The following is a 21,834-nucleotide window of genomic DNA, read 5'->3' as shown; positions in this document are numbered from 1 at the left end:
ATGATCAACCTTTGGCGACATGCACTGGCTTGTCTATTGGCCCTGCTCCTCCTCTCCCCGGCCCTCGCCGAGCCGGCGAAACCCAAGCCCGACTTCGCGGTCAAGACCAAGGCGATCGACGGCCAAGTCCTGCTCGATGCGCCGATCAGGGCCGATCCGAAGCTCGCGGAGAATTGCCTCGCCGAAGGAAAGAAGTGGATCGCCGAGAACCGCACCGAGGCCGAGCAGGAATTCAAGAGCGATCCGGAGCTGTTCCGCAACGGCGCCTGGACCTATGAGCGCAGCTACACGGTCTCGTCGCTGGTCGCCGACCGTTATGTCAGCATCGTGCGGACGGATTACAGCTACACCGGCGGCGCTCACCCCAATACGGACATCAACACCATCCTGTGGGACAAGGCGCAGGGCAAGCGCATCAGCATCCGGCCGTTCTTCACCGAGACCGCCGATGGCGGGCCGGCGATGAAGGCGATGGTGACGGGCGTGCTGGCGTCGCTGAAGACCGAGAAGAAGGCGCGCGGCGCCGACGACAGCGACACCGACTACGTCAAGAGCATCGCGCCGAACCTGCTGAAGATCGGTGCGGTGACCCTGACGCCGTCGACCGAAGCCGGCAAGAGCGCCGGGCTCACCTTCCATTATCCGCCCTATGCGGTCGGCGCCTATGCGGAGGGCGCATACAACGCTTACGTGCCGTGGCAGACGCTGACGCCGCATCTGTCGGCCGAGGGCGCGGCGATCTTCAGCGGCGAGCGGCCGAAGGGCGACGATGACCGCGCCAGGTAAGAAGCCGCTCGACCTGCCGTCGCTGGCGAGCGACGTCCGCGCCGGCAATCGCGCAGCGCTGGCCCGCGCGATCACGCTGGTCGAGAGCCGCCGCGCCGATCATCAGGCCGCCGCGCGCGCGCTGGTGCAGGAGCTGCTGCCGCAGACCGGCCGCGCGATCCGGGTCGGCATCACCGGCTCGCCCGGCGTCGGCAAGTCGACCACGATCGACGAACTCGGGATGTATCTGATCGCGCAGGGCCACAAGGTCGCGGTGCTCGCCGTCGATCCCTCGTCCGCGCGCACCGGCGGCTCGATCCTCGGCGACAAGACGCGGATGGCGCGGCTCTCGGCCGAGCCCAACGCCTTCATCCGCCCCTCGCCGTCATCCGGCACGCTCGGCGGCGTCGCGGCGAAGACGCGCGAGGCGATGCTGCTGTGCGAGGCGGCGGGTTTCGACGTGGTTCTGGTCGAGACCGTCGGCATCGGCCAGTCCGAGACCGCCGTCTGCGACATGACCGATTTCTTTCTGGCGCTGATGCTGCCCGGCGCCGGCGACGAGTTGCAGGGTATCAAGAAGGGTCTGGTCGAACTCGCCGACATGATCGCGATCAACAAGGCCGACGGCGACAACATCGCCCGCGCCAATCTCGCCGCCGGCGAGTATCGCGCCGCGCTGCACATCCTCACCCCGCGCTCGACGCATTGGCAGCCGCCGGTGCAGACCTATTCGGCGATCACCGGCAAGGGCATTGCCGAGCTGTGGCAGAGCGTGCTGGACCACCGCACGGCCACGACTGCGCCCGGCGAATTCGACGCGCGGCGGCGCGAGCAGCAGGTGAAGTGGATGTGGACCATGCTCGAGGACCGCTGGAAGTCGCGCCTGAAGAGCGACCCCGCGATCCGCGCCAAGGTGAAGTCCACCGAAGCCGCCGTCGCCGAAGGCCGCGTTACGCCGGCGATCGGCGCCGACCAGATCGCGGAGTTGCTGGCATGAGCGCGCTGCGCATCCTGATCACCGGCTTCGGCCCGTTTCCAGGCGCGCCGTTCAATCCGACGCCGGCGCTGGTCGAGCGCCTCGTCAGATTGCGCCGCCCCGCCTTCGACGGCATCGAGCGCATCGGTCACGTGTTTCCGGTGAGTTATCGCGCGGTGGATGCCGAGTTGCCCGAGCTCCTGACGATGCATCGCCCCGACGCGCTGCTGATGTTCGGGCTCGCCGCGCGCACGCGGCATTTGCGGATCGAGACCCGCGCCCGCAACGCGGTCACCACGCTGTGGCCCGACGCCGACCGCATCAAGCTGCGGACGGGCTCGATCGCGCCCGGCGCAGACGCGCGGTCGTTCGGGCCGCATTGCGGCAAGCTCCTGCGCGCCGCACGCAACACCGGGATCGACGCGCGGGCCTCGCGCGATGCCGGCCGCTATCTCTGCAACTATCTCGGCTGGCGCGCGATCGAAGCCACGACCGCGCCGCATGGGCCCCGCCTCGCCGCCTTCGTCCACGTGCCGCTGACGGCGCGCGACGGGCGCGCCTGGCCGGGCAGCGCAATCACCGCCGACCATCTGGTCGATGCCGGCGAGGCGGTCCTGTTCGAACTGACGAAGCTGGCGCGGCAGACCGAGCCGCGTTCGGCCTGATCCGGGTTAACCCTACCGCCAAACATCGTCGCCCTTCGACACCACCGCGGGCGCTGCTGCGGCGAATTCTGCGTTACTTCAAACAGCGAATTCGCTCAGCGAGGGATGCGCCCATGACTCTCGACCGGCGTCGTTTGATCGGACTCACAGCCGGCGCGCTGGCGCTGTCGGCGGCGCCACTCGCCGCGCAGCCGCTCACCTCGAAGCGCGGCCGCGACGCAACGCAGTCCGGCATCCGCCCCGACAGTTCCGACGACCAGACCGCGGCGCTGCAGCGCGCGATCGACAATGCCGCCCGCGCCCGCGTCCCGCTGGCGCTGCCGCCGGGACATTATCGCACCGGCCCGTTGCGGCTGCCGTCGGGCGCGCAGCTCAGCGGCGTGCGCGGCGCGACCCGGCTGATCTTCACCGGCGGCGTCTCGCTGTTCGACAGCGCCGGCGCCGAGACGCCGACGCTCTCCGGCCTGGTGCTCGACGGCGGCGCGATCCCGCTGCCGGCGCGGCGCGGCCTGGTGCATTGCGTCGGCGCCCGCGATTTGCGCATCACCGATTGCGAGATCACCGCCAGCGGCGGCTGCGGCATCTGGCTGGAAACCACCTCCGGCATGATCAGCGACAACACGCTGACGGCGATCGCGGTCACCGGCGTGGTGTCGTTCGACGCCAAGGGCCTGAACGTCTCGCGCAACACCATCATCGGCGCAAATTCCAACGGCGTCGAGATCCTGCGCACGTCGGTCGGCGACGACGGCACGCTGGTCACCGGCAACCGGATCGAGAACATCACGGCCGGCCCCGGCGGCTCGGGGCAGTACGGCAACGCCATCAACGCGTTCCGCGCCGGCAACGTCATCGTCAGCGGCAACCGCATCAGGAATTGCGATTACTCCGCGGTGCGCGGCAATTCGGCGTCGAACATCCACATCGCCGACAACAGCGTCAGCGATGTCCGCGAGGTTGCGCTGTATTCGGAGTTCGCATTCGAGGGCGCGATCATCTCCGGCAACACCGTCGACGGCGCGGCGCTCGGCGTCTCGGTTTGCAATTTCAACGAGGGCGGCAGGCTCTCGGTCGTGCAGGGCAACATCATCCGCAACCTCAGGCCGAAGCGGCCGATCGGCACCGCGCCGGATGACGACGCCGGCATCGGCATCTATGTCGAGGCCGACACCGCGGTGACCGGTAATGTGATCGAGAACGCGCCGTCGTTCGGCATCGTCGCCGGATGGGGCAAGTACCTGCGCGATGTCGCCATCACCGGCAATGTCGTGCGCAAGGCGTTCATCGGCATCGGCGTGTCGGTGATGGAGGGCGCCGGCACCGCCGCGATCAACGGCAACGTCATCGCCGAAGCGCCGCGCGGCGCGGTGGTCGGGCTCGACCACGCCCGGCCGGTGACGCCGGATCTCACCGCGCCGGGCGCGGCCAGGTTCGCGCAGATCGCGCTCGGCAGCAACTCGGTGCGGTGACCTACGCGATCCTGCCGGATCGTTTGGCCAGCGCCACCACCTCGCCCGGAGTCGGCGGATTGGCCGGATGATAGCTCAGGCACAGCGGCGTCCGCACCTTGCCGGGTTTGCCCGACCCTTCGGTGGCGAAGTAGAATTCACCGGCTTTCAGCTTGCCGATGTCGTCGGCCCGCCCGCCGCTGGCGGCGATGATGCCCTGGGCTGCGGCGATGGTCGCCGGCGCGCTCTGCTTGCCGATGAACTGCGTCGTGCAGTTCGACACGACCTGATTGTGCACGCCGCGCGGCACCTGCGTCGCCACGATCATGCCGAGCCCGTATTTGCGCGCCTGGGCGACCAGTTTGACCCCGCTGCCGAGACTGAGCGCCGGCTTCTGCGACGGAAGGAACGTCTGCGCCTCGTCGATAACGTAGAGCAGACCTGTCTTCGACGGATGTCGCTTGATCCAGCTGAACAGCGTCATCTGCAGCCGGTTGACGAAATCCTCCCGCGCCGCCTCCGTCGCCAGGCCCGACAGGTTGATCACCGACAGCCGCACGCGGGCCGGATCCGGGCCGAAGAACAGCAGCCTCGGATCGAGCACCGGCCCGTCGGCGCGCAGCAGCGGATTGGTCGCGACGGCGGCATGGAGCTGGTCGGCCATGCCAGCCGCCAATTTGGCGGCGTTGCCGATCGGACTGAGGCCGTCGGGCAGCTCTGTCAGTAGTTCGATGAAGCGTTTCAGATCGCCGCCTCCGCCGGCCGCGAAGTGACGCAGCGCCTCGACGAGGACACCTTTCTGCAACGCGCTTTTCGCGCCGGCGAGAGGACCGAGCGTTTCGGCCGCCATCTCGGTCGCCTGCTGGCGCTCGTCCTTGTCGTCGCCGAGCCCGGCGAAATCCGGCATCACCGGCAGGAACAGCGGATTGCCGCCGTGCACACCCGGCGTCCACACCACCACCTCGACCTTGCTGGAATAGCGGCGGGCCTTGTCGTCGTCCGCGCCGGTGAACGTCTCCGGCCGGACCGGCCACTGATCGCCGAGTCGGGACAGATCGTTGTTCGGATCGATCACGATCGCCGGAATCCCGGCAAGCGCCGCCTCCTCCACGATCCGCCGCAACAGCACGGTCTTGCCCGAGCCCGAGCCGGCGATGATCGCGGTGTGGCGCGGCAGCAGCCGGAGCGGCAGACTAATGGGTTCATCGCCCACTCCGATGCGCCGTCCGACCGGGATGGAGTGCTGGATCTCCGCAGCCGGCGCTGCGGGTGATGGTGAGGCGTTGAGCGGTGGCGCGGGCTCCGGCGCTGGAGGCTCTGGCGCATCCGTCCGAGCGTCCGAGCCACCCGGTCCGGTCTCCGGCGCCTGCGCACCATCCGTCGGCGTCGGCGCGGCCGGCGGCGGGCTGAGGCCGGCCCGCTTGAAGAACTGCGTCGCAAACAGCGGCTTGTCGGCGCGCAGCCAGGATTCGAACTCGGCGGCTCTGCCGCCCGCGGCTGCCTGCCTGTTCATCTGCCGCAGCGCGACGAACACCCGCAAATCCGCCTCCAGCGGATCGACGACGATGCCGCCGGCCTTCTCGAACAACTCGAACAATTGCCGCGTCTTGGCGCCGCCCGGAACTGGACTACGCCGCACCAGAATGAGATGCCGGTCGGCGATCCTGGCATTGATGCCGGATGCGGTCAGCGCCGCGCGCAGCCGGGCCTGAAACGAGATCGCATGGGTGTGTTCGAGCGCGCGAAAGCAGAAGTGCCGTTCGCGGTCGTTCTGGGCATGGTATGTGAACGTCAGCCGGCCATGCAGCGGCGGCGTTCTCTGCGCCGGGTCGCCGCGGCTCTCCAGATCGACGGCTTCATCGGCGGCGAATTCACGGGCGTAGAGATCGAACACCTCGCGAAGCAGCGCGGCGAGTTCGCCGTCGTCGTCCGGGACGACGAGGCCGCCGACCTCGGCCGTCGCGCTCAACTGCTGAAACGCTTGCGCAAAACCATTGCGCGCGAGCGGCGTTTCGGGCGTAGTGACGGCGTCGGTCAGCCGATCGCATTCGGTGACCTCGCCCGCCTCGATGCAGCGGCGACGAAAGGCATCGCAGCGCATCAGGATAGTGCGCGGAGTTGTGATTACACCGGCGGCACCGGCGATCGCATCGTCGCTGAACGGCCAGCTTTCGTAAGGCGGCTTGAAGTTCACCGACTGGTAGGCCGGTGCAAGCCGGCTGACGATCAGATTGCGAATATCGGCGGAGTCTTTCATCTCGCGAAGGATCAGCGGCTCGCGAAAGCGCTGGCTGAAAGGGGTCAGGCCTCGCTTCTGAAGAGCCTGCCAGGAGTTGAACAGGCAAGTAACGACCGTCATGCTGCGATGGCCGACGTCGTAGAGCTCGAGTAGTCCGGCCGCCAGCGCTTCGCCCAGGCCCTGGTTTGGCGCATCGTCGTTGATATGCGCGCTGACGATGCTCGGATTGACGACGCCGTCGATCTGGTCGATCGCGACCATCGTCGGCCCGGCGAGGCTCATGATCCAGGACATTCCCTTCACCAGATCGACCGGCGGCGGCGGGGGCTTCAGGAAGCCGAGCGCGGCGCGCGCCTGTTCATCGGCGTCGTAGCCCTGCAGCCAGGCATGGGCGAGCCCGGCGCTGTTGATGTCGTTGGATCGCAGCAGACACATCGCGCGAAACACGTCCTGATGCCGGAGCGTGTTCTGCATGTCGTGGCGCATCAGCCCCTTGACCAGCACGTCCACGATCTTGCGTGCCTCGATGTTCGGAATGTTGAAGGCGGTTTCCACCTCCTTCTCGACCTTGAAGCGCCGAGCGACGCCGGCCAAAACGGCTTCGAGCTGGCGGCGGCCATCGGACATCGGCTGCAGCAAGGAGGTGATGTAGCTCAATGCGGCGTTGCGCCAGAAATCGGTCAAGCCCATCACTTCGAGCAACACGAACCAGCCGCCATCCTCCCAGACCTGCCGGCGGAGCTGGCTGACGAAGTGAGTCTTGCCGATGCCTGCGTGCCCGGTCAGCGCGATGCCCGGCGCACGCGATACGGGCCCCAGCGTTTCCCGGAGGAATTCCTGCGAGACGTGAGCGACAATGTCCGCGTTCGGCCCGGCGCTCTTGGTCGCGCTTTCATCGAACCAAATGCTATCCAAAGAACGAACCCAGTTGAAATCGACGACGCGAAGCGCCTGAAGAGCCTGACTCATGATTGAAACCAGATGAAATGATAAGGATCGCCGCCGGAGCTGAAGGCAGCTTCGGACTCTTCGGCCGAGATGTCTTTGGGATCGTCGTTACGTCCGAACCCGGCCTTGATTTCAGTCTTGTGGATCCGCAGCAGCCCGCCATCCACCGTCGCCCGATCGAGGTCTGACAGTTGCGCGCGGAGTTTGCTCAAGGCGACAGGCTCGCCTTTTCGTCCATTGGTAATCGTCAGATAGGCTTGCTCGATCCGTGCGCGTAGTTGCTCCGGCGACGGCGGCGTCGAAGCCGGATCGTCCGGTTTGCCCTTCTTTCCTTTTCTCTTCTTCGGTCCGGCTGGCGCTTTCCTGCGCTTCGGTTTCGGCTCTTTGGCGGGCGCGGCCGGCGGCCATTCGGGGGCCGGACCGATGAAATCGGCCAGCGTCTCGCCGCTCTTCTCGAGATGCCGCTGCAACATCGCCAGCCATTGCTGCAGCACCTGATAATTCTTCGGCAATTCGTCGCCGAGATGCTGGCCGGCCCAGTTCCACCCCTTGTCCTCCAGCTCGATTCCGATCGCGCGGCCGATCTTGGCGCTCGAGATCAGCCCTTCGGCAATCAGCGCCTCGCGGTCCTGCTTCTCGAATTTCGGGACGATCTCGCTCTGCATCGCCTGCCCCTTGCGGCCGAGCAGGCACCACATGATCAAGGTCTGTTTCGGAGTCATCGTCGTCACCGCATGCTGGTCGTTGATTGTCGGAAGCGGACCACCGCGCGGATCTTCTCCACGGCGGCCTGCAGGTCGGTCGTGACCTGATGGTTGGTGATACGCAGCACCAGATAGCCGGCCATCAGGAGCTCGTAGTCGCGGTGACGGTCGTTGGCGAAATTCGGGTCGCCCTGGTGCTCGGGACCGTCGAGTTCGACGACGACACGCCCTTCGCGCCACAGCAGATCGACACGCGGGTTGCCATAGCCGTCGATTGCGACCGTTTGGTTACAGGCGAACAGCGGCGCAAGCTCGCAGTCGTGGCGCAATGCCGCCTCGACCCGCTGCTCGACGAGGCTTGCGTGATGTGCGCGACCGCTCGGGGCAATGAAGCGTAGTTGCAGCGGCTCGGCTGTCGGCACCGCCTCGACGGCGTCATACAGCAGGCGCTCGAACGGCGGGACCGGGGCCGGCCTGCTCGGGAACAGCGCCACAACTGACGCGCCCTGTCCTGCGCACCATTCCAGCACCTGGATGACCGGCGCGGCACGGCGTGCGTCGACTGGATCGGCAGGCGCGAGCAATACCAGGTCGGGCGGACCGATCGCCTGCATCAATTGAGTGAACTCGATCGATCTCGCTGTCCGGCGGAATCGTGGCCGGTAGCCTGTTGCGGCGCGCCTGGCAGCTGCACGAAACCACGGCGCAGAGACGTCCGGCTGGTCTTGGGGCAGGATATGCAGCCCATCCGCCGTCGAGCAATCGCGGCCATACCAACGCGGCCAGCAGGTGAGAGCCAGCTCGGCCAGATCGTCGATCAATTCCTGCAGGATCGCTTCGGTACTGCCGCCTCCCTGCGGCAGAATCAGCGCGGGGCGTTGCGCCTCGACCGTCGTGAGCGCTTGTCGAACCTCGTCGATGCCAAGACCGGTGACCGTCAGCCGCTCGCCACGCGCAAGCCGCACCACCCGCTCTCCCAACTCCCGCACACCAGTGAGGGTCGACGACCGAGATTGCACCCCTGTCTTCATGCAACTGCGAGAATGACAAACTGGCCGGCGCCGCGCAACAGTGACGTTGCCGCGGAGCGATGCACGCGCTGTCGCCTGCTCCGGCAGTTCGAGTCCGGGACTGACCAAGTGTCGACGCGACGAACTACGCCGGCGGCGGCAGGCTGCACGCGGTGACGGTTTTGCGCCGCCCGGACAGAATGGCCGATCCGGTCGGTGACGATCCAAACGCCTGCGCCCCGGACCGACCGGGGCGCGCTGTGAAGGATGGCGAAGGGGGCGGCGCTGTCGGCAGCGCCGCGACCCGGGTCTATGCCGCCCGCACGGTTTCGACGAAGCGGCTGACTTCGTCGCGCAGGCGATTGCTGTCGCGCGACAGCGACTGCGCGGCGGCCAGCACCTGCGACGATGCCGCGCCGGTTTCGGTGGCGCCGCGCTGCACGTCGGTGATGTTGGCCGAGACCTGCTGCGTGCCCTGCGCCGCCTGCTGCACGTTGCGGGCGATCTCCTGGGTCGCAGCACCCTGCTCTTCCACCGCGGAGGCGATGGTCGAAGCAATTTCCGACATCCGCTCGATGGTGCCGCCGATCTCGCGGATGGCGCCGACCGACTCCTGCGTCGCCGTCTGCATGCCGCTGATCTGCTGGCTGATCTCGCCGGTCGCCTTCGAGGTCTGTTCTGCCAGCGCCTTGACCTCCTGCGCCACCACAGCGAAGCCGCGGCCGGCGTCGCCGGCGCGCGCCGCCTCGATCGTGGCGTTGAGCGCCAGCAGATTGGTCTGGCCGGCAATGGTGGTGATCAGGTCGACGACCGCGCCGATCCGGCTCGCCGCTTCGGCGAGTTCGCCGATCCGGCCGTTGGTCTTGCGCGCCTGATCGACGGCGTCGCCGGCGATCCGCGCCGACTGCTGCACCTGACGGCTGATCTCGGAGATCGACGACGACATCTGCTCGGTCGCGGACGCCACTGACTGCACATTCGCCGAGGCCTGCTCGGACGCCGCCGCGACAGAGGTCGCAAGCTCCTGCGAGCGATCAGCGGTCGAAGTCAGCGTGCCGGCGGACGCTTCGAGTTCGGTCGAGGCCGAGGTCACGGTCTGGATGATCTCGCCGACCGCGCCTTCGAAATCGTCGGCCAGCCGCCGCATCTCGGCCCTGTGCTCCTCGGCGACGCGACGCTCGGCTTCCTCCTGCTCCTGCTTCAGCCGCTGCACGTCGATCGCATGCGACTTGAACACTTCGACGGTGCAGGCCATCAGACCGATCTCGTCCATGCGGCCCGAGCCGGCGACGGCGACGTCGAGCTTGCCGGCGGCGAGTTCACGCATCGTTTCTGAGATCGCAATGATCGGGCGCGACACCGCGCGGCCGATCAGCCAGGCCAGAACCACGCCGATCAGTTGCGCCGTGATGGTGATGATCAGGGTCTGGCTCCTGGTATCGGAGACCAATGCCTGGGTCTCTTGGCCGATCTGCTTCTGCTCGGCGCCGCCGATCTGGTTGATCCGCGCGGCCGCTGCAGCCAAAGCATCCGCCACCTTGGCCATCTCACCGATCTTCGTCTCGACCGCGTTGACGTCGGCCAATGCCTTGCGGAAGGCCTCGGTGTAGCTGGCGAGGTCGGCGCCGATCGCGACGAGCTGGCTCTGCTCGCCGGCCGTGTCGAGCGAAATCTTCAGGGCCGACAACGTGGTCTTGAGTTCAGCAATCGCCTTCTCGGCCGCGGTCGAGGCTTCACGCTCCAGGTGAATCCCCAGCACCTTGCTGGCGGCGAGCCGCAGCGTCAGAAGCTGCTTCATGGCCTGTCCGATCAGCAGCGCGTCGTCGCTACGACCGTCGCCGGTCATCGCCGAACTCTGCAACTGTTCCAGCCGGCTCATCACGCGCTGCCCGACCGGTCCGAGCACCTCGAGCGTCAGTTGATTCTGCTCCTGGCGGAGCTTGACGACCTCGCCGAACCCCTTGCCATAGACGTCGAACTGGCGATTGATGTCGGCCATCACGTCCTTCGTCTCGGGATTCTGAAGCTGCCGCGAGCCCTGCGCGATGTTGTCCGCGAGTTTCTGCTTGCGCTGATCGGCTTCGCCGAGCAACCCGTCGTCGCCGGTCATGCCGTATTCGCGCACGATGCCGCGAAAGGCGGTGAAGCTGCGGTCGATCTCCTGGGCGATGCCGACCACCTCGACGCGTTGCCCGAACGAGGTGAACGCCGCGCCGATCGTACCGAAGCTCGAATAGTTCATCACCGCGAGCACGGCCATCAGCACCTGAATGGCGGCGAAGCCGATGGCGATCTTGGTGCCGATCTTGCGGTTGGTGAACATCGCGAGGGGACCGGAGGATTTTGGTGCGTCAATCGAGGGAGCGGTGCGGGTCATGATCTGACTTTCATTCTCGAGCGCGAATTCGGCGGCTCGGCTGCAACCTATGCGGGGCCACATCAGGCTCGGATCCGCAGCAACGCTACGCAACACAGTCGTAGCAGCGGATCCCCTGGCGTGATTGTTTGAAACGGACGACGACGTCCCGCAGCGAGGAATGCGCCGAAATCATTTGAAAAGTTTAAAGAGGAAAAACGCACAGCCGCTCAAATACAAGGATCAGTTAGCTGCGCTTTGAAACAAACGCTTCGGCCGACGAATTGATCGAGATCAAACGGACAATACAACCCCCCTATTTCAATCATGAAAGTCGCATGACACGCCTTCCCCGATCGATCGCAGTCGTGCTGTCCAGTTCGGTTCAAGGGGTGTTTCCTTTCACCGAAGGTCTAGCGACGGCCGCCTGCTCCCAACAGAAACAGGCGTCGATTGGAACGACTTGGACGTCGATGCGTCATCTCCGAGCTCCCTGCGGTCGGAGGTATTTTCGCGTGCTGAAACCCCTGTTCGTCGCCGCTGCCGTGCTGATGCCGCTCCCCGCTGCGGTCGCGGAGCCTGCGCCGCGCGAGCCTTATGGAATCAATCTCGAAGGCTTCGCCTATCCGTATCCGGTCCACGCCTTCGGTGTCGCCGCGGGTCGTGAGCAGCTTTCCATGGCGTATATGGACATCGCGCCCGCGCAGGCGAACGGCCGCACCGTGGTACTGCTTCATGGTCGGAATTTTCCGTCCAGCTACTGGGCGCCGGTCATCCGGATGCTGAGCGAGGCTGGCTACCGCGTGGTGGTGCCCGACCAGATCGGCTTCGGCAAATCGTCCAAGCCCGCCGGCGACCTGCATTTCGACGACCTGGCGCGCAACACCATCGCGCTGCTCGACGAGCTCGGCATCGCCAAGGCCGATGTCGTCGCCCATTCGCTGGGCGGCATGCTCGGTGTGCGGATCGCCCGCGCCTATCCCGAGCGCGTCGACCATCTCGTCCTCACCGCCCCGATCGGACTGGAGGATTACCGGCTCTACGTACCGCCGACGCCGACGGAGAAGATCATCCAGAACGAGGACCGTCTGACGCCGGAGGCCTATCGCAAGCAGCTCGAGACCAACTACGCTCTGAAGCTGCCAGCCGAACAGATCACCCCTTTCATCGACGCGCGATTCAACATCAAGGGCAGCCCGGACTATCCTCGCTGGCTGCGCGCCTTCGTCGCCTCCGCGCAGATGATCTACCGCGAGCCGGTGGCCCACGAAATCCCGCTGATCGACCGGCCGACGTTGTTCGTCATGGGCGCGGACGATCACAATGCACCGGGCAAGCCGAATGCACCCGAGGCGCTGCGCGCGAAGATGGGGAAGAATGCGCAGCTTGCCGAACAGCTCGCCGCCGAAATGCCGAACGGTCGGGCGGAGGTGATCGCCGGCACCGGACACCTGGTGTTCCTGGAGGCACCCGAGCGCTACAAACAGCTCGTGCTGGATTTCCTGGCGAATTGAGCCGTCTGGTGTCTAACCTGCTTTGCGTAGCAGCGAGTAACGCTGCGCGAGTTGGCCGAGATCAAGCGCATGCTGCCAGGCGGGCGGCTCCGCGCTCTCGATCGGTTCGACCATGTCCGGCGGGAGGTCACCCTCGGGCTCGGGCGACGGCACGATGCTCAATCGCGGCACGCTCGACAGTTCATCACCGGTCGCGGCCGGCGCCTGTTCGAGAGCCGGCGTCACGGGAGTCGATGCGAAGCGGAGCGTCTGAACCGAATCGGAGGCCGTCTCGTCGCTGAGATAGAAGATCGGGCGCGGCGGCAGGTTCTTGTTGTGCCCCAGCCAGGACAGGTCGATCGGCTGGTTGTCGATCGTGGCTTCGCGATAGAGCAGATCGCGCCAGGTTTCGACCGCGGCCTTGGCTTCCTGAATATTTTCCAAAAACGCGGTTTCGCTGAAGAAACGCCGCCAGCGGCCGCTTTCGAACAGTTCGGTCAGGTATTCCAGCCGCTGTTCCGCGAGCACACACCAGCGCTCGATGATCGCGCGGCCACGCGCTGCGTCGGTTGGTTCCATGATCAATCCGCCGGAAAAGGGGGAAACGGACGCGACGCAACTTACGAATCAACGCAAGCATAAGAGTCAGTTTGTTAACAAAAATTTACCATGTCCAGCCGCGGTGGTGCCCCCGTAATGACATGAAGTCGAAAACGGTCGGTTGACTCGTTCGCCAATGCGCCGCGCCCCGGTCAGAGACCCGCGGGAGCGTGATGTCGCACGCGGGGGCGGAGGCGTCGCGTCGGGCTGGAACGAAATGACCCGCCCGGGGGGACAACCGGGCGGGTCAAGCCATATTGGCGCTGGGGTGGATGGGCGCTCGCGCCGAATACAGCCTTTTGGGGAGGGGCTTTCCGCTCCCACACCGATTGGTCATCGAGACACCGCCGAACGTTCAAAGCGGCTGCCGCTTTTTTTTCGAACGTGAGCCGGCCGATCTATCGGCCCGGCAGTTCGGCCTGCGCCGGAGCGACGACCTTCTCGTCGACGTCGGACGGCATCTCGATCGCATCGCCGGGTATGGCCGGTTGCGCTGTCGCGACGGCGGGCGGCTCAACTGCAGGTTCGGCCACGGGCGGAGCAGCAAGGGGAGCTGCAATGCGCTCCACCCGCGACACGGCGGCGAACGCATCCGCCTCGCCTGCGCCGAACAGATCGTCGCGACCAGGCGGACCGCGATCACGCGCGGTCTGCGTCAGAATGGCGCGCACCTGATCGGGCGCGAGCGTGGGATTGCGCTCGATCATCAGCGCGACGATGCCGCTCACGAACGCCGCAGCGAACGAGGTCCCCGTCATCATCTCGTATTTGCCGCCCGGTGCCGGCAGCAGGATATCCACGCCCGGTGCAGCCAAGGCGATCTGCGGGCCGCGGCTCGACGCCGAAAACAGCGTATCGCCCGGGCTCGTCGCGCTGACGGCGATCACCCCCGGCAAGGCCGCAGGGTGGAGCGGCGGCGACTTCGGGCCGGCGTTGCCGGCGGCCGCGACCATCACGATCCCCCGCGCTGCAGCAGACGCAACGCCGCGGGCGATCAGCGGGTCCCGCGGCCCGGCAAAGCTCATATTGACGATTCGCGCGCCATGGCCGGCGGCGTAATCAAGGCTCTTCAGGATCAGAAACGATGTGCTGTTCTGGCGTCCGGCTTTGCTTTCCCCGAACGCCCGGATCGCCAGGATCTGCGCTGCCGGCGCGCCGCCGGTGAGTTTGGCGCGCGCGACGATCGCCCCGGCGATGCCGGTGCCGTGCTGATGCGGCGTTTCCTTGCGACCGAGCGGGTCGAACGAGCCGGCGATTGCGCCGGAAAGCTCGGGGTGGTCGATATCGACGCCGGAATCGATCACCGCTGCCGCGGCCGCGCGCCAGCGCATGCGCCTCGGGCAACCGAAGCCGGGCATGCGGATACAGCATCGCATTGTCCGCGGCAGCCGGCGCGGCATCGTTCTGCAGCGTGTAGATGAAATTAGCCTGAGCCCCGCGCACCCGATTGTCGCCGGCGACCGCGCGCGCCACCGCTTGCGGCGAACGGCGGTCGTTGATCCGGAACAGGCCGATGCTGCTCCCGACCAGCGCGATGTCATCGCGGCCGATTCGCGTAAGCCGGTGCCGGCGCGCCAGCGCGCGGAGCTGCACTTCGGACAGGCTGCCGTCGAATTCGATCAGCACTTCGCCCGGGACATGGTCGCGATCAGCGACGGCCGGGCGCTGGCTTTTCGCCGCAACGTTTCGCGACGGAGCCCCGCGGGCGCGTTCGGCCCGGGCCTTGCCGCGCTTGTGCTTGCTCACGGTCCGCCAATCGTCGATCACCCATAGCTTGGCGCAGGTCCGGCCATTGTCGAGATAGTTGCAGTTCGACGGCGGCAGCCGCGCATCGCGCAGTCGCCGGTATTCGCGCTCGACCGAGGGCAGCACGTCCGGCCCCGGCGGGCGGAGCGCGGGAATGACGGCGCCGACCGACGGCGTGACGATCGGTGCCGTGCTGACCGGAGGCGTGCTGACCGGAGGCGTGATCGGCGCCGTGACGACCGGTGGAAGGTTGGTCGAAGTTGGAGGCGCCAGCGATTGTGCAAGCGCGAAGCCGGCCGTCACCACCAGCGCCGTCGCCGCGACTATCGCAATCCATGCCGGCCTTTGCCATGCTCGATCGCTCATCGCAGCCTCCGGTTCATATCTGCTAAGGCGCGGGCAGCACCATCGTGACGATCGCCTCGTTCTGCAGGCGCGCGATCAGCCTGTCCTGATCCTGTTTCGACATTGCGCCGGCCCCGACTTTCAGCCGAAATATGCCGCCCTTGCTGCTGTCGATCACCGAGGCCTGATACGCGTCGAGCAGCGCCGTGATCTCGGACGCGCGGGCGTCCGGCGCGAAACGCACGAATACGCGTGGGCCGCTGTCGGCGCCCAGGCTACGGGTCAGCGGCGCAACGCGTTGCTCGGTCGCGGCGGGCGGCGCAGCGGGCGCGGCCGGTCGCGCCGTTTCGGCGCGCGGCGCCGGAGCAACATCGGCCTGCGGCTGGTACGACGCGGTCTCGAACACGCTGCCCGGGCTCCACGCCACCATCGCACCGATCAGCCCGGCCTGCAGCACCAGCGCGACGCCTGCGACCGACGCCGACCACGCCAGCACCTTCGGCGACAGACCGGCGACGTATCCGGCGAACCGAGCGCCGAATCCTTGCTGCATTTGCGGCGATGCGCTGCGGGCAGAACGCACCGGCTCGGCGTCGATCGCGGCGAACAGTTTCTGCATCGCTTTGGCCGAAGGCGCGCCGAGACTTTCGTTCAGTTCGATCGTCGAGGCATATTCCTCGAGCACTGCAGCATATTGCTTGGCAAGCTCAGGATCGCGATCCAGCGCTTCGGCGACGCGTCGGCTGTCGCGGGGGGGCAGCGTGCCCGCGGCATACCAAGGCAGCAGCGCCTCGATGTCACCCGGCTCCTGATGCTCCAGCATCGATTTGCTCATCGCCATCATGGCCAGCCTCGCTGCACGCCGGCTGCCTGCAGCAGATCGGCCAGTTTCTTGCGCGCATAGAACAGTCGGGTCTTCACGGTATTCTCCGGAATTCCGACAATATGAGCGACCTCTTCCAACGATTTCTCATGGTAGTAGACGAGATCGATGATTTCCCGATGGTCCGTCGAAAGCCCCCCGAGGCACTTTCGCAGCACATCGCTCGTGTCCTTTTTCTGGACCGCCACTTCCGGATTGTCGGACGGATCCTCGATCGCGGCGGCAGCCTCGTCGTCCAATTCGGCATCCTTGCGGCGTCGAAGCGCGGACAGCGCCTTGAACCGCGTGATCGCCAACAGCCAGGTGGAAACAGATGACCGACCTTCGAACTTCCCCGCCTGGCGCCAGACGTCGAGGAAGACCTCGCTAATAAGGTCCTCCGCGATCTGTTCGTTCCGCACCAGCCTGAGCCCGAAGCGAAACACCCGTACATGATGCCTGCCATAGAGGACCTGCATCGCTGAACGGTCGCCTTGAGCAATCCGGGCGATCAGAATTTCGTCCGCAGTCGCCTGCTTATTACTCACTGTCCGTCTCGCAGATAGGTCGGCTGAAACCCGCGGAAGGTTCGACAGTCAAAGGCAAATTTATCACCGTAGCTAGGTGCCACACCACGTCTGTGAGGTCGAGCACAGAAGTGCAAAAGCCTGTCCAACTCTTCCAAACCGGCAATCCCGGCTTGCTTCATCTCGACTCGGCAGCCCGAAGCCTGCCCGAAACGTCTTACCAAGCCGCCGACCGAATTGCGCAACTTGTCGACGGCCCGGTCGACGACCAGGAGGCGAGCCGTTACCCAATACCATTCTAAAAAATGTCTAGACATCAAACATTTAATCGGGCCGGCCGGCGAGTTCCCGGCGGATACGAAACCTAAAGGCTTTGCCCGTAGATTCCGGCAACTCACACGCGTTGAAGCAGGCGATGGGATCAACTGCCGTCATTTCGGGCATGCCAGCGGGCAATGCGGACGGGGCCGAACGGGCCCGGACGTTCGCTGTCCGTGCGCGGAGAATGAAGCAACGCCGGCAGATGTTCGATCTGATCGCGGCGAGCTACCTCACCGACGCCGCCCTGCTGCTGATCTACAGCTCCACGGGCACGATTCCCGACATCGTCGTTCCGGCCTACATCGCCTGCGGCTTCGGCATCATCGTCGGCAGCATCGCATTGTCCGAACTCGGCTTCCACGACCGTTTCAAGGACCATTATCTGGTTCTGCCGACCGCTGCGCTCAACGTGGCGCTGGTGATGGGCTTCTGCTTCTGGGTGCCGCAAGTCGCGTTCCTGTTCCTGTGCTCGCTGTTCATCATCTTCAGCTTTGCGTCGCTGCGCGCCAGCACCAGTCAGAGCTTGATCTGCTGGGCGGCGATGACCGGCGCGCTAGTGGTGCTGTTCGTCTTCACCGACACGCCGATCGCGATGCCGAACGGAACGCTGCTCGAGCGGACCGCGACCATGCTGGTGCTGGTGCTGACCATCGGCCGCTGCATGTTTGTCGGGATGTATTCCAGCGCAATGCGGCAGTCACTCTACAAGCGCGGCGTCCAGCTGCGCGAGGCGTATCGACGGATCGAGGAACTCGCAGAGCTCGACGAACTCACCGGCACGTTCAATCGCCGCTGCATCATGCGGATGCTCGACGAGGAGATCGCCCGCGCCGAACGCAGCGCGACGCCGCTGTCGCTCGCTCTGATCGACCTCGACTGGTTCAAGCGGATCAACGACAGCTTCGGCCACCCCACCGGCGACGAGGTGCTGCGGACCTTCGCGATCACCATCTTCGCCAACATCCGAAGCTTCGACCGGTTCGGCCGCTACGGCGGCGAGGAATTTCTGCTGCTGCTGCCGAACACGCCGCGCGAGGAGGCCCACGCGCTGCTGGACCGCCTGCGCAAAATCGTCGGAGAGCTCGACTGGTCGGCATTCTCGTCGGGGATGCGGGTGACGCTGTCGGCCGGCGTCACGACGATGTCCCCGGACGAAACCGCCGAAGCCGTACTGGCCCGCGCCGACAGTGCGCTCTATGCCGCCAAGGAAGAGGGACGCGACAGAATTGCCACGACCTGAGGAACTCAGGTTCTTCCCGTCACTCCAGGACAGAGTAATGAGCTCGAAATCGGCCCTTTCCGCCGCCACCCTTCTCGATGAACTGCAATCCACGCTGGCGCACGGCACCGTTGCGCGCCGCGTCGAGACGTTGCGCCGCGTCACCGACCTCTATCTCGACAGCGAGGTCGACTACAACGACAACCAGATCGCGGTGTTCGACGACGTCTTCAATTGTCTGGTCAAAAGCATCGAGACGAATGCAAAGGTGCTGCTGGCCAAACGCCTGGCGCCCGTCAAGGCGCCACCGCGAATCATTCATCATCTCGCCTTCGAGGACATGATCGAGATCGCGGCGCCGGTGCTGTCGCAGTCGGATCAGCTCGACGATGCCACGCTGATCGCCAATGCCCGCACCAAAGGGCAGAGCCACATGATGGCGATCTCGACCCGCAAATCGCTCAGCGGCGCGGTGACCGATGTGCTGGTCGAACTCGGCAATCAGCAGGTGGTGCAGAGCACCCTCAAGAATCCCGGCGCCGAATTCTCGGACAACGGCTATTCGGTGCTGGTCAAGCGCGCCGAGGTGGACGACGACCTCGCCACCGAGCTCGGCCGACGGGCGATCCCGCGCGCGCAATATTTGAAGCTGATCGCCATCGCGTCGGCCTCGGTGCGGGCGAAGCTCAAGGCCGCGAACCCGAACGCGGCCTCGGAGGTCACGACCGCCGTGAAGCAGGCGACGCGGCTGGCGCGCTCCGCGCCGGCGGCGATCACCCATCAGACCAGCATTGCCCACGGGCTGGTGAGGTCGCTGTTCGAAGACGGCCGCATCACCGAAGAGCAGGTCCACACCTTCGCTCACGAGCGCAAATTCGACGAGATCAACCAGGCGCTCGCCTGCCTCGCCGGCACGTCGGTCGAGACCGCCGAGGCGATGATGATCGAATCCCGCGACGAGGGTCTGCTGATCCTCGCCAAGGTCTGCAAACTGTCGTGGCCGACCGTCAAGGCCATCATCAGGATGCGCGACGAGGCGACCGGCGCCATGTCCACCGATCTCGACGAATGTCGCTTCACCTACGAGCGGCTGCGCATCGCAACCGCGCAGCAGGTGCTCCGCTTCCACCACATGCAGCAATCGAGCGCCGCGACCAAGTCGCCGGCCGCCTGAGCGAGCGCTACCAAGCCGCCATTGCGCCGGCGATCGCATGCCCGCCGGAGACGACCACCGGCGCGACCTCGAGAGTCACGCCGGGCCTATCGAACATCGCATGCAGTCTCGCGGTGCTCGCCGCAGCCTCGCCGAATTCCGCTCGAGTGCCGGCGATCGGCAGCAGCGCTGCCGCAGCGAGCGACCATCGCAGACGGCGGTGCATCACCATCGCGTCCTCATGCCGACATAGATCGCCCGGCCCATGCCCGGATTGAACAGTGCCGACGCGGCCGACGCCGTCTCGACGGCGATCGCGGTCGAGATGTAGCGTTTGTCGAGCAGGTTGCGACCTTCGATATAGCCGGACCAACCGGTGCCGCGGTCGTAGCCGAGCTTGAAGTTCAGCAGCGCGTAAGGGTCGACCGTCAGCGTGTTGGCATTGTCGGCGAAGAACGCCTGCGGCATCCATTCGACGTTCGGTCCCGCGTAGAACCCGCTGAGATGTTTGTAGAGCACTTCGGCGCGAAGATAGTGCGCCGGCACCGCCGGCAGGCGATTGTTGCCCCAGGTCGCGTCGCCGTCGAAGCGGAAGTCGCTGTAGGTGTAGGCGACGTTGAACCAGAACCGGTCGTCCTGCGCGAAACTCGACTTCAGGAATGCGACCCCGAGCCCGGCCTCGACGCCCTGATGCACGGTGCGATCCGCATTGCGGATCGTGCAGGCGCCGGGCGTCGCGGGACTCGTCAGGCATTGCAGCTCGTTGCGGATGTCGGCGCGGTACAGCGCGACGTCCCAGGTGAGGTCGGGCCGCCGGCCGCGGGTGCCGATCTCGTAGGTGGTCGCTGTCTGGGCGTTGATGTCGGTGCTCGCCGGCGACGCGAACGTCGTGACGTCGTAGGTCGGCACCTCGGCGCTGCGCGAGATATTGCCGAAAACCTGCCAGGTCGGATCGACGTCCCACAACAGCCCGATCTTCGGACTGAGCGGATTGTAGCTGCGGCGCCCGGATTGGTCGCCGTTGGAGAGAAACCTGTCCTGCTGGTCGCGGACCGCATGCAGGAACTGTGCGCCCGTCACTAGCGCGACGTTCGGCAGGACATAGAACGAGTTCTCGCCATAGGCGGAGACGTTCTGCGATTTCCACAAGTACGACGCCGCGAGCGGTCCCTTCACGGCCGCGCCGACGTTCCAGTACTGATTGATGTCGATGGTGCCGTTCTGGATGTTGACGCCGGTGACCAGGCGATTGCGGAAGCCGTCGACCAACCGGTCGTCGGTGGCGCGGGCGAAGCCGCCGTAGTCGTGGACATGGAAATCGAGCCACTGATAGATCGGATGCATGACGTGGCGCTCGAGCACGAAGGCGCCGAAATCGACCGTCGTCTCGCCGAATCGCAACGTCGTCTTGTTGGCGACGCGCACCGAATCGATGTTGCGCTGCTGGTCCTGCTGCACCCAGATCGGGTTCGCGGCGCGCGGCGAAGTCAGTGCCGCGTCCTTGGTGACCTCGCCGGGAATTTCCGAGCGCCATCGACCGGCATTCAAATAGAACCGCGTCTCGGCATCCGGCGAGAACTGATAGCCGAAATTGGCGTTGAGACGTTCCGAATCCGTCTTGCTGTGCTCGCGATAACCGTCCTCGCGCTGCGCCGACATGGTCATGTACCAGTCGAACGGGCCGACGGCGCCGCCGGTGCTGGTCGCGGATTTCAGATAGCCGAAGCTGCCGCCGTCGACGCGTGCTTCGAATTCGGGCGCATCGCGCCCGGTCGGCATCACGAAGTTGATCGCGCCGCCGAGCGAATTGGCGCCGAACCGCAGCGCGTTGGCGCCCTTGTAGACTTCAATATAGCGATATGCGGTCGGGTCGATCTCGAACAGATCGAACAGCCCGTCCGCGGTGCTGATCGGAATGCCGTCCATATAGGGGTTGATGCCGCGATTGCCGTAGGCGCGCGACAATCCAGAGCCGCGGATCGATACCCGGCCGTCCGGGCCCCAACGCGTCTGGATCAACACGCCCGGCACCCAGCCGAGCGCGTCCTTGATGGTGTTCGCCGGCGAGTTCTTGAACTCGGTATCGGCAACGAGCGCGACCGCGCCGGGCGTGCGCTGGATCTCCTGCCGCGCCTGCGCGGTGGTCGGCACGGTGAGGCTCGGAGGACCACTCGCCCCTTGGGGCGTCGCCGGCCCGCCGGCGACCGGCGTTGCCGCCGCAACGCCGCGATTTGATGCGCGAACCGCGCGGGTCCCGCTCCCCGCGCGACGCGGCCTGGGCCGCGCCGCGGAACGCGCCGCCTGATCGGGCGCCTGCACCGTCACCGGAGGCAACGGTGCGTCGGCCCCGCGCTGAGCGATCGCGGGCGGCGTGGACAAAACCAGCGCGGCGGCGGACGCCAGCAGGATGCTGCGCGACCCCGGGAACACCCGAGACATCACGGACTCGATCGAACA

The 21,834-nt window shown here is 66.0% G+C and carries 17 protein-coding genes and 1 pseudogene; 7 read left to right on the top strand and 11 right to left on the bottom strand.

Going from position 1 to position 21,834, the window contains the following annotated elements:
* The 4 genes from ACTZWT_RS09925 to ACTZWT_RS09910 all read left to right on the top strand — a co-directional run bounded on the left by ACTZWT_RS09925 (window position 1) and on the right by ACTZWT_RS09910 (window position 3,875).
* The gene (locus ACTZWT_RS09925) at window positions 1-786 is read left to right on the top strand and encodes a PdaC/SigV domain-containing protein (protein WP_444769890.1); all 786 of its coding nucleotides are present in this window, start codon (window positions 1-3) and stop codon (window positions 784-786) included.
* Window positions 770-1,762, top strand: a complete 993-nt coding sequence (gene meaB / locus ACTZWT_RS09920; RefSeq protein WP_444769507.1) for a methylmalonyl Co-A mutase-associated GTPase MeaB — start codon at window positions 770-772, stop codon at window positions 1,760-1,762. Before ACTZWT_RS09925 ends, meaB begins: the two co-directional genes overlap by 17 nt.
* Window positions 1,759-2,406 carry a pyroglutamyl-peptidase I family protein gene (locus tag ACTZWT_RS09915; RefSeq protein WP_444769506.1) on the top strand — a complete coding sequence of 216 codons (648 nt, stop codon included), beginning with the start codon at window positions 1,759-1,761 and terminating at the stop codon, window positions 2,404-2,406. The genes meaB and ACTZWT_RS09915 overlap by 4 nt, the downstream gene beginning before the upstream one ends.
* A 113-nt stretch (window positions 2,407-2,519) precedes the next feature.
* Window positions 2,520-3,875, top strand: a complete 1,356-nt coding sequence (locus ACTZWT_RS09910) for a TIGR03808 family TAT-translocated repetitive protein (protein WP_444769505.1) — start codon at window positions 2,520-2,522, stop codon at window positions 3,873-3,875.
* 1 nt (window position 3,876) lies between these two features.
* Here ACTZWT_RS09910 and ACTZWT_RS09905 read toward each other — a convergent pair whose 3' ends face one another.
* The 4 genes from ACTZWT_RS09905 to ACTZWT_RS09890 form a co-directional block, all read right to left on the bottom strand.
* Window positions 3,877-7,008 (bottom strand): helicase HerA domain-containing protein, encoded by a 3,132-nt coding sequence (locus tag ACTZWT_RS09905; RefSeq protein ID WP_444769504.1) that lies wholly within the window; start codon window positions 7,006-7,008, stop codon window positions 3,877-3,879.
* A 50-nt stretch (window positions 7,009-7,058) separates the two neighbouring features.
* Window positions 7,059-7,763: a hypothetical protein gene (locus tag ACTZWT_RS09900; protein WP_444769503.1), complete on the bottom strand. Its 705-nt coding sequence runs from the start codon at window positions 7,761-7,763 to the stop codon at window positions 7,059-7,061.
* A gap of 5 nt (window positions 7,764-7,768) precedes the next feature.
* Window positions 7,769-8,713, bottom strand: a complete 945-nt coding sequence (locus ACTZWT_RS09895) for an endonuclease domain-containing protein (protein ID WP_444769502.1) — start codon at window positions 8,711-8,713, stop codon at window positions 7,769-7,771.
* A 352-nt stretch (window positions 8,714-9,065) separates the two neighbouring features.
* Window positions 9,066-11,132, bottom strand: coding sequence for a HAMP domain-containing methyl-accepting chemotaxis protein (locus tag ACTZWT_RS09890; protein WP_444769501.1), 2,067 nt, complete (start codon window positions 11,130-11,132; stop codon window positions 9,066-9,068).
* Between the two features lie 530 nt (window positions 11,133-11,662).
* Here ACTZWT_RS09890 and ACTZWT_RS09885 point away from each other — a divergent pair.
* Entirely contained in the window at window positions 11,663-12,625 is a 963-nt protein-coding gene (locus ACTZWT_RS09885; protein ID WP_444769889.1) for an alpha/beta fold hydrolase, read from the top strand.
* Window positions 12,626-12,637: 12 nt separating this feature from the next.
* Here the strand turns inward: ACTZWT_RS09885 and ACTZWT_RS09880 are convergent, their stop codons facing one another.
* The 5 genes and pseudogenes from ACTZWT_RS09880 to ACTZWT_RS09860 all read right to left on the bottom strand — a co-directional run bounded on the left by ACTZWT_RS09880 (window position 12,638) and on the right by ACTZWT_RS09860 (window position 16,705).
* The gene (locus tag ACTZWT_RS09880) at window positions 12,638-13,183 is read right to left on the bottom strand and encodes a TIGR03809 family protein (RefSeq protein ID WP_444769500.1); all 546 of its coding nucleotides are present in this window, start codon (window positions 13,181-13,183) and stop codon (window positions 12,638-12,640) included.
* Window positions 13,184-13,602: 419 nt separating this feature from the next.
* Window positions 13,603-14,562 carry a S8 family serine peptidase gene (locus ACTZWT_RS09875; protein ID WP_444769499.1) on the bottom strand — a complete coding sequence of 320 codons (960 nt, stop codon included), beginning with the start codon at window positions 14,560-14,562 and terminating at the stop codon, window positions 13,603-13,605.
* A gap of 124 nt (window positions 14,563-14,686) precedes the next feature.
* A pseudogene (locus tag ACTZWT_RS09870) lies at window positions 14,687-15,316 on the bottom strand (peptidase S8); the annotation flags it as partial.
* Between the two features lie 22 nt (window positions 15,317-15,338).
* Entirely contained in the window at window positions 15,339-16,139 is an 801-nt protein-coding gene (locus ACTZWT_RS09865) for a hypothetical protein (RefSeq protein ID WP_444769498.1), read from the bottom strand.
* Window positions 16,136-16,705: a sigma-70 family RNA polymerase sigma factor gene (locus tag ACTZWT_RS09860; protein WP_444769497.1), complete on the bottom strand. Its 570-nt coding sequence runs from the start codon at window positions 16,703-16,705 to the stop codon at window positions 16,136-16,138. Before ACTZWT_RS09860 ends, ACTZWT_RS09865 begins: the two co-directional genes overlap by 4 nt.
* A gap of 394 nt (window positions 16,706-17,099) precedes the next feature.
* On the opposite strand from ACTZWT_RS09860, the gene ACTZWT_RS09855 reads away from it, so the two are divergent.
* The gene (locus ACTZWT_RS09855) at window positions 17,100-18,245 is read left to right on the top strand and encodes a GGDEF domain-containing protein (protein ID WP_444769496.1); all 1,146 of its coding nucleotides are present in this window, start codon (window positions 17,100-17,102) and stop codon (window positions 18,243-18,245) included.
* Window positions 18,246-18,282: 37 nt separating this feature from the next.
* Complete coding sequence (locus tag ACTZWT_RS09850; protein ID WP_444769495.1) at window positions 18,283-19,398, top strand: DUF2336 domain-containing protein; 1,116 nt, start codon at window positions 18,283-18,285, stop codon at window positions 19,396-19,398.
* Window positions 19,399-19,405: 7 nt separating this feature from the next.
* On the opposite strand, the gene ACTZWT_RS09845 is transcribed toward ACTZWT_RS09850, so the two are convergent.
* Both ACTZWT_RS09845 and ACTZWT_RS09840 read right to left on the bottom strand, forming a co-directional pair.
* Window positions 19,406-19,603 (bottom strand): hypothetical protein, encoded by a 198-nt coding sequence (locus ACTZWT_RS09845; RefSeq protein WP_444769494.1) that lies wholly within the window; start codon window positions 19,601-19,603, stop codon window positions 19,406-19,408.
* Window positions 19,603-21,816 carry a TonB-dependent receptor family protein gene (locus ACTZWT_RS09840; RefSeq protein ID WP_444769493.1) on the bottom strand — a complete coding sequence of 738 codons (2,214 nt, stop codon included), beginning with the start codon at window positions 21,814-21,816 and terminating at the stop codon, window positions 19,603-19,605. The genes ACTZWT_RS09845 and ACTZWT_RS09840 overlap by 1 nt, the downstream gene beginning before the upstream one ends.
* Window positions 21,817-21,834 lie beyond the last annotated feature (18 nt).

This window comes from Rhodopseudomonas sp. NSM, from assembly GCF_052445935.1.
In the GTDB taxonomy this organism is placed as follows: Bacteria; Pseudomonadota; Alphaproteobacteria; order Rhizobiales; family Xanthobacteraceae; genus Rhodopseudomonas.
This window is presented reverse-complemented; position numbering and strand designations above follow the sequence as displayed.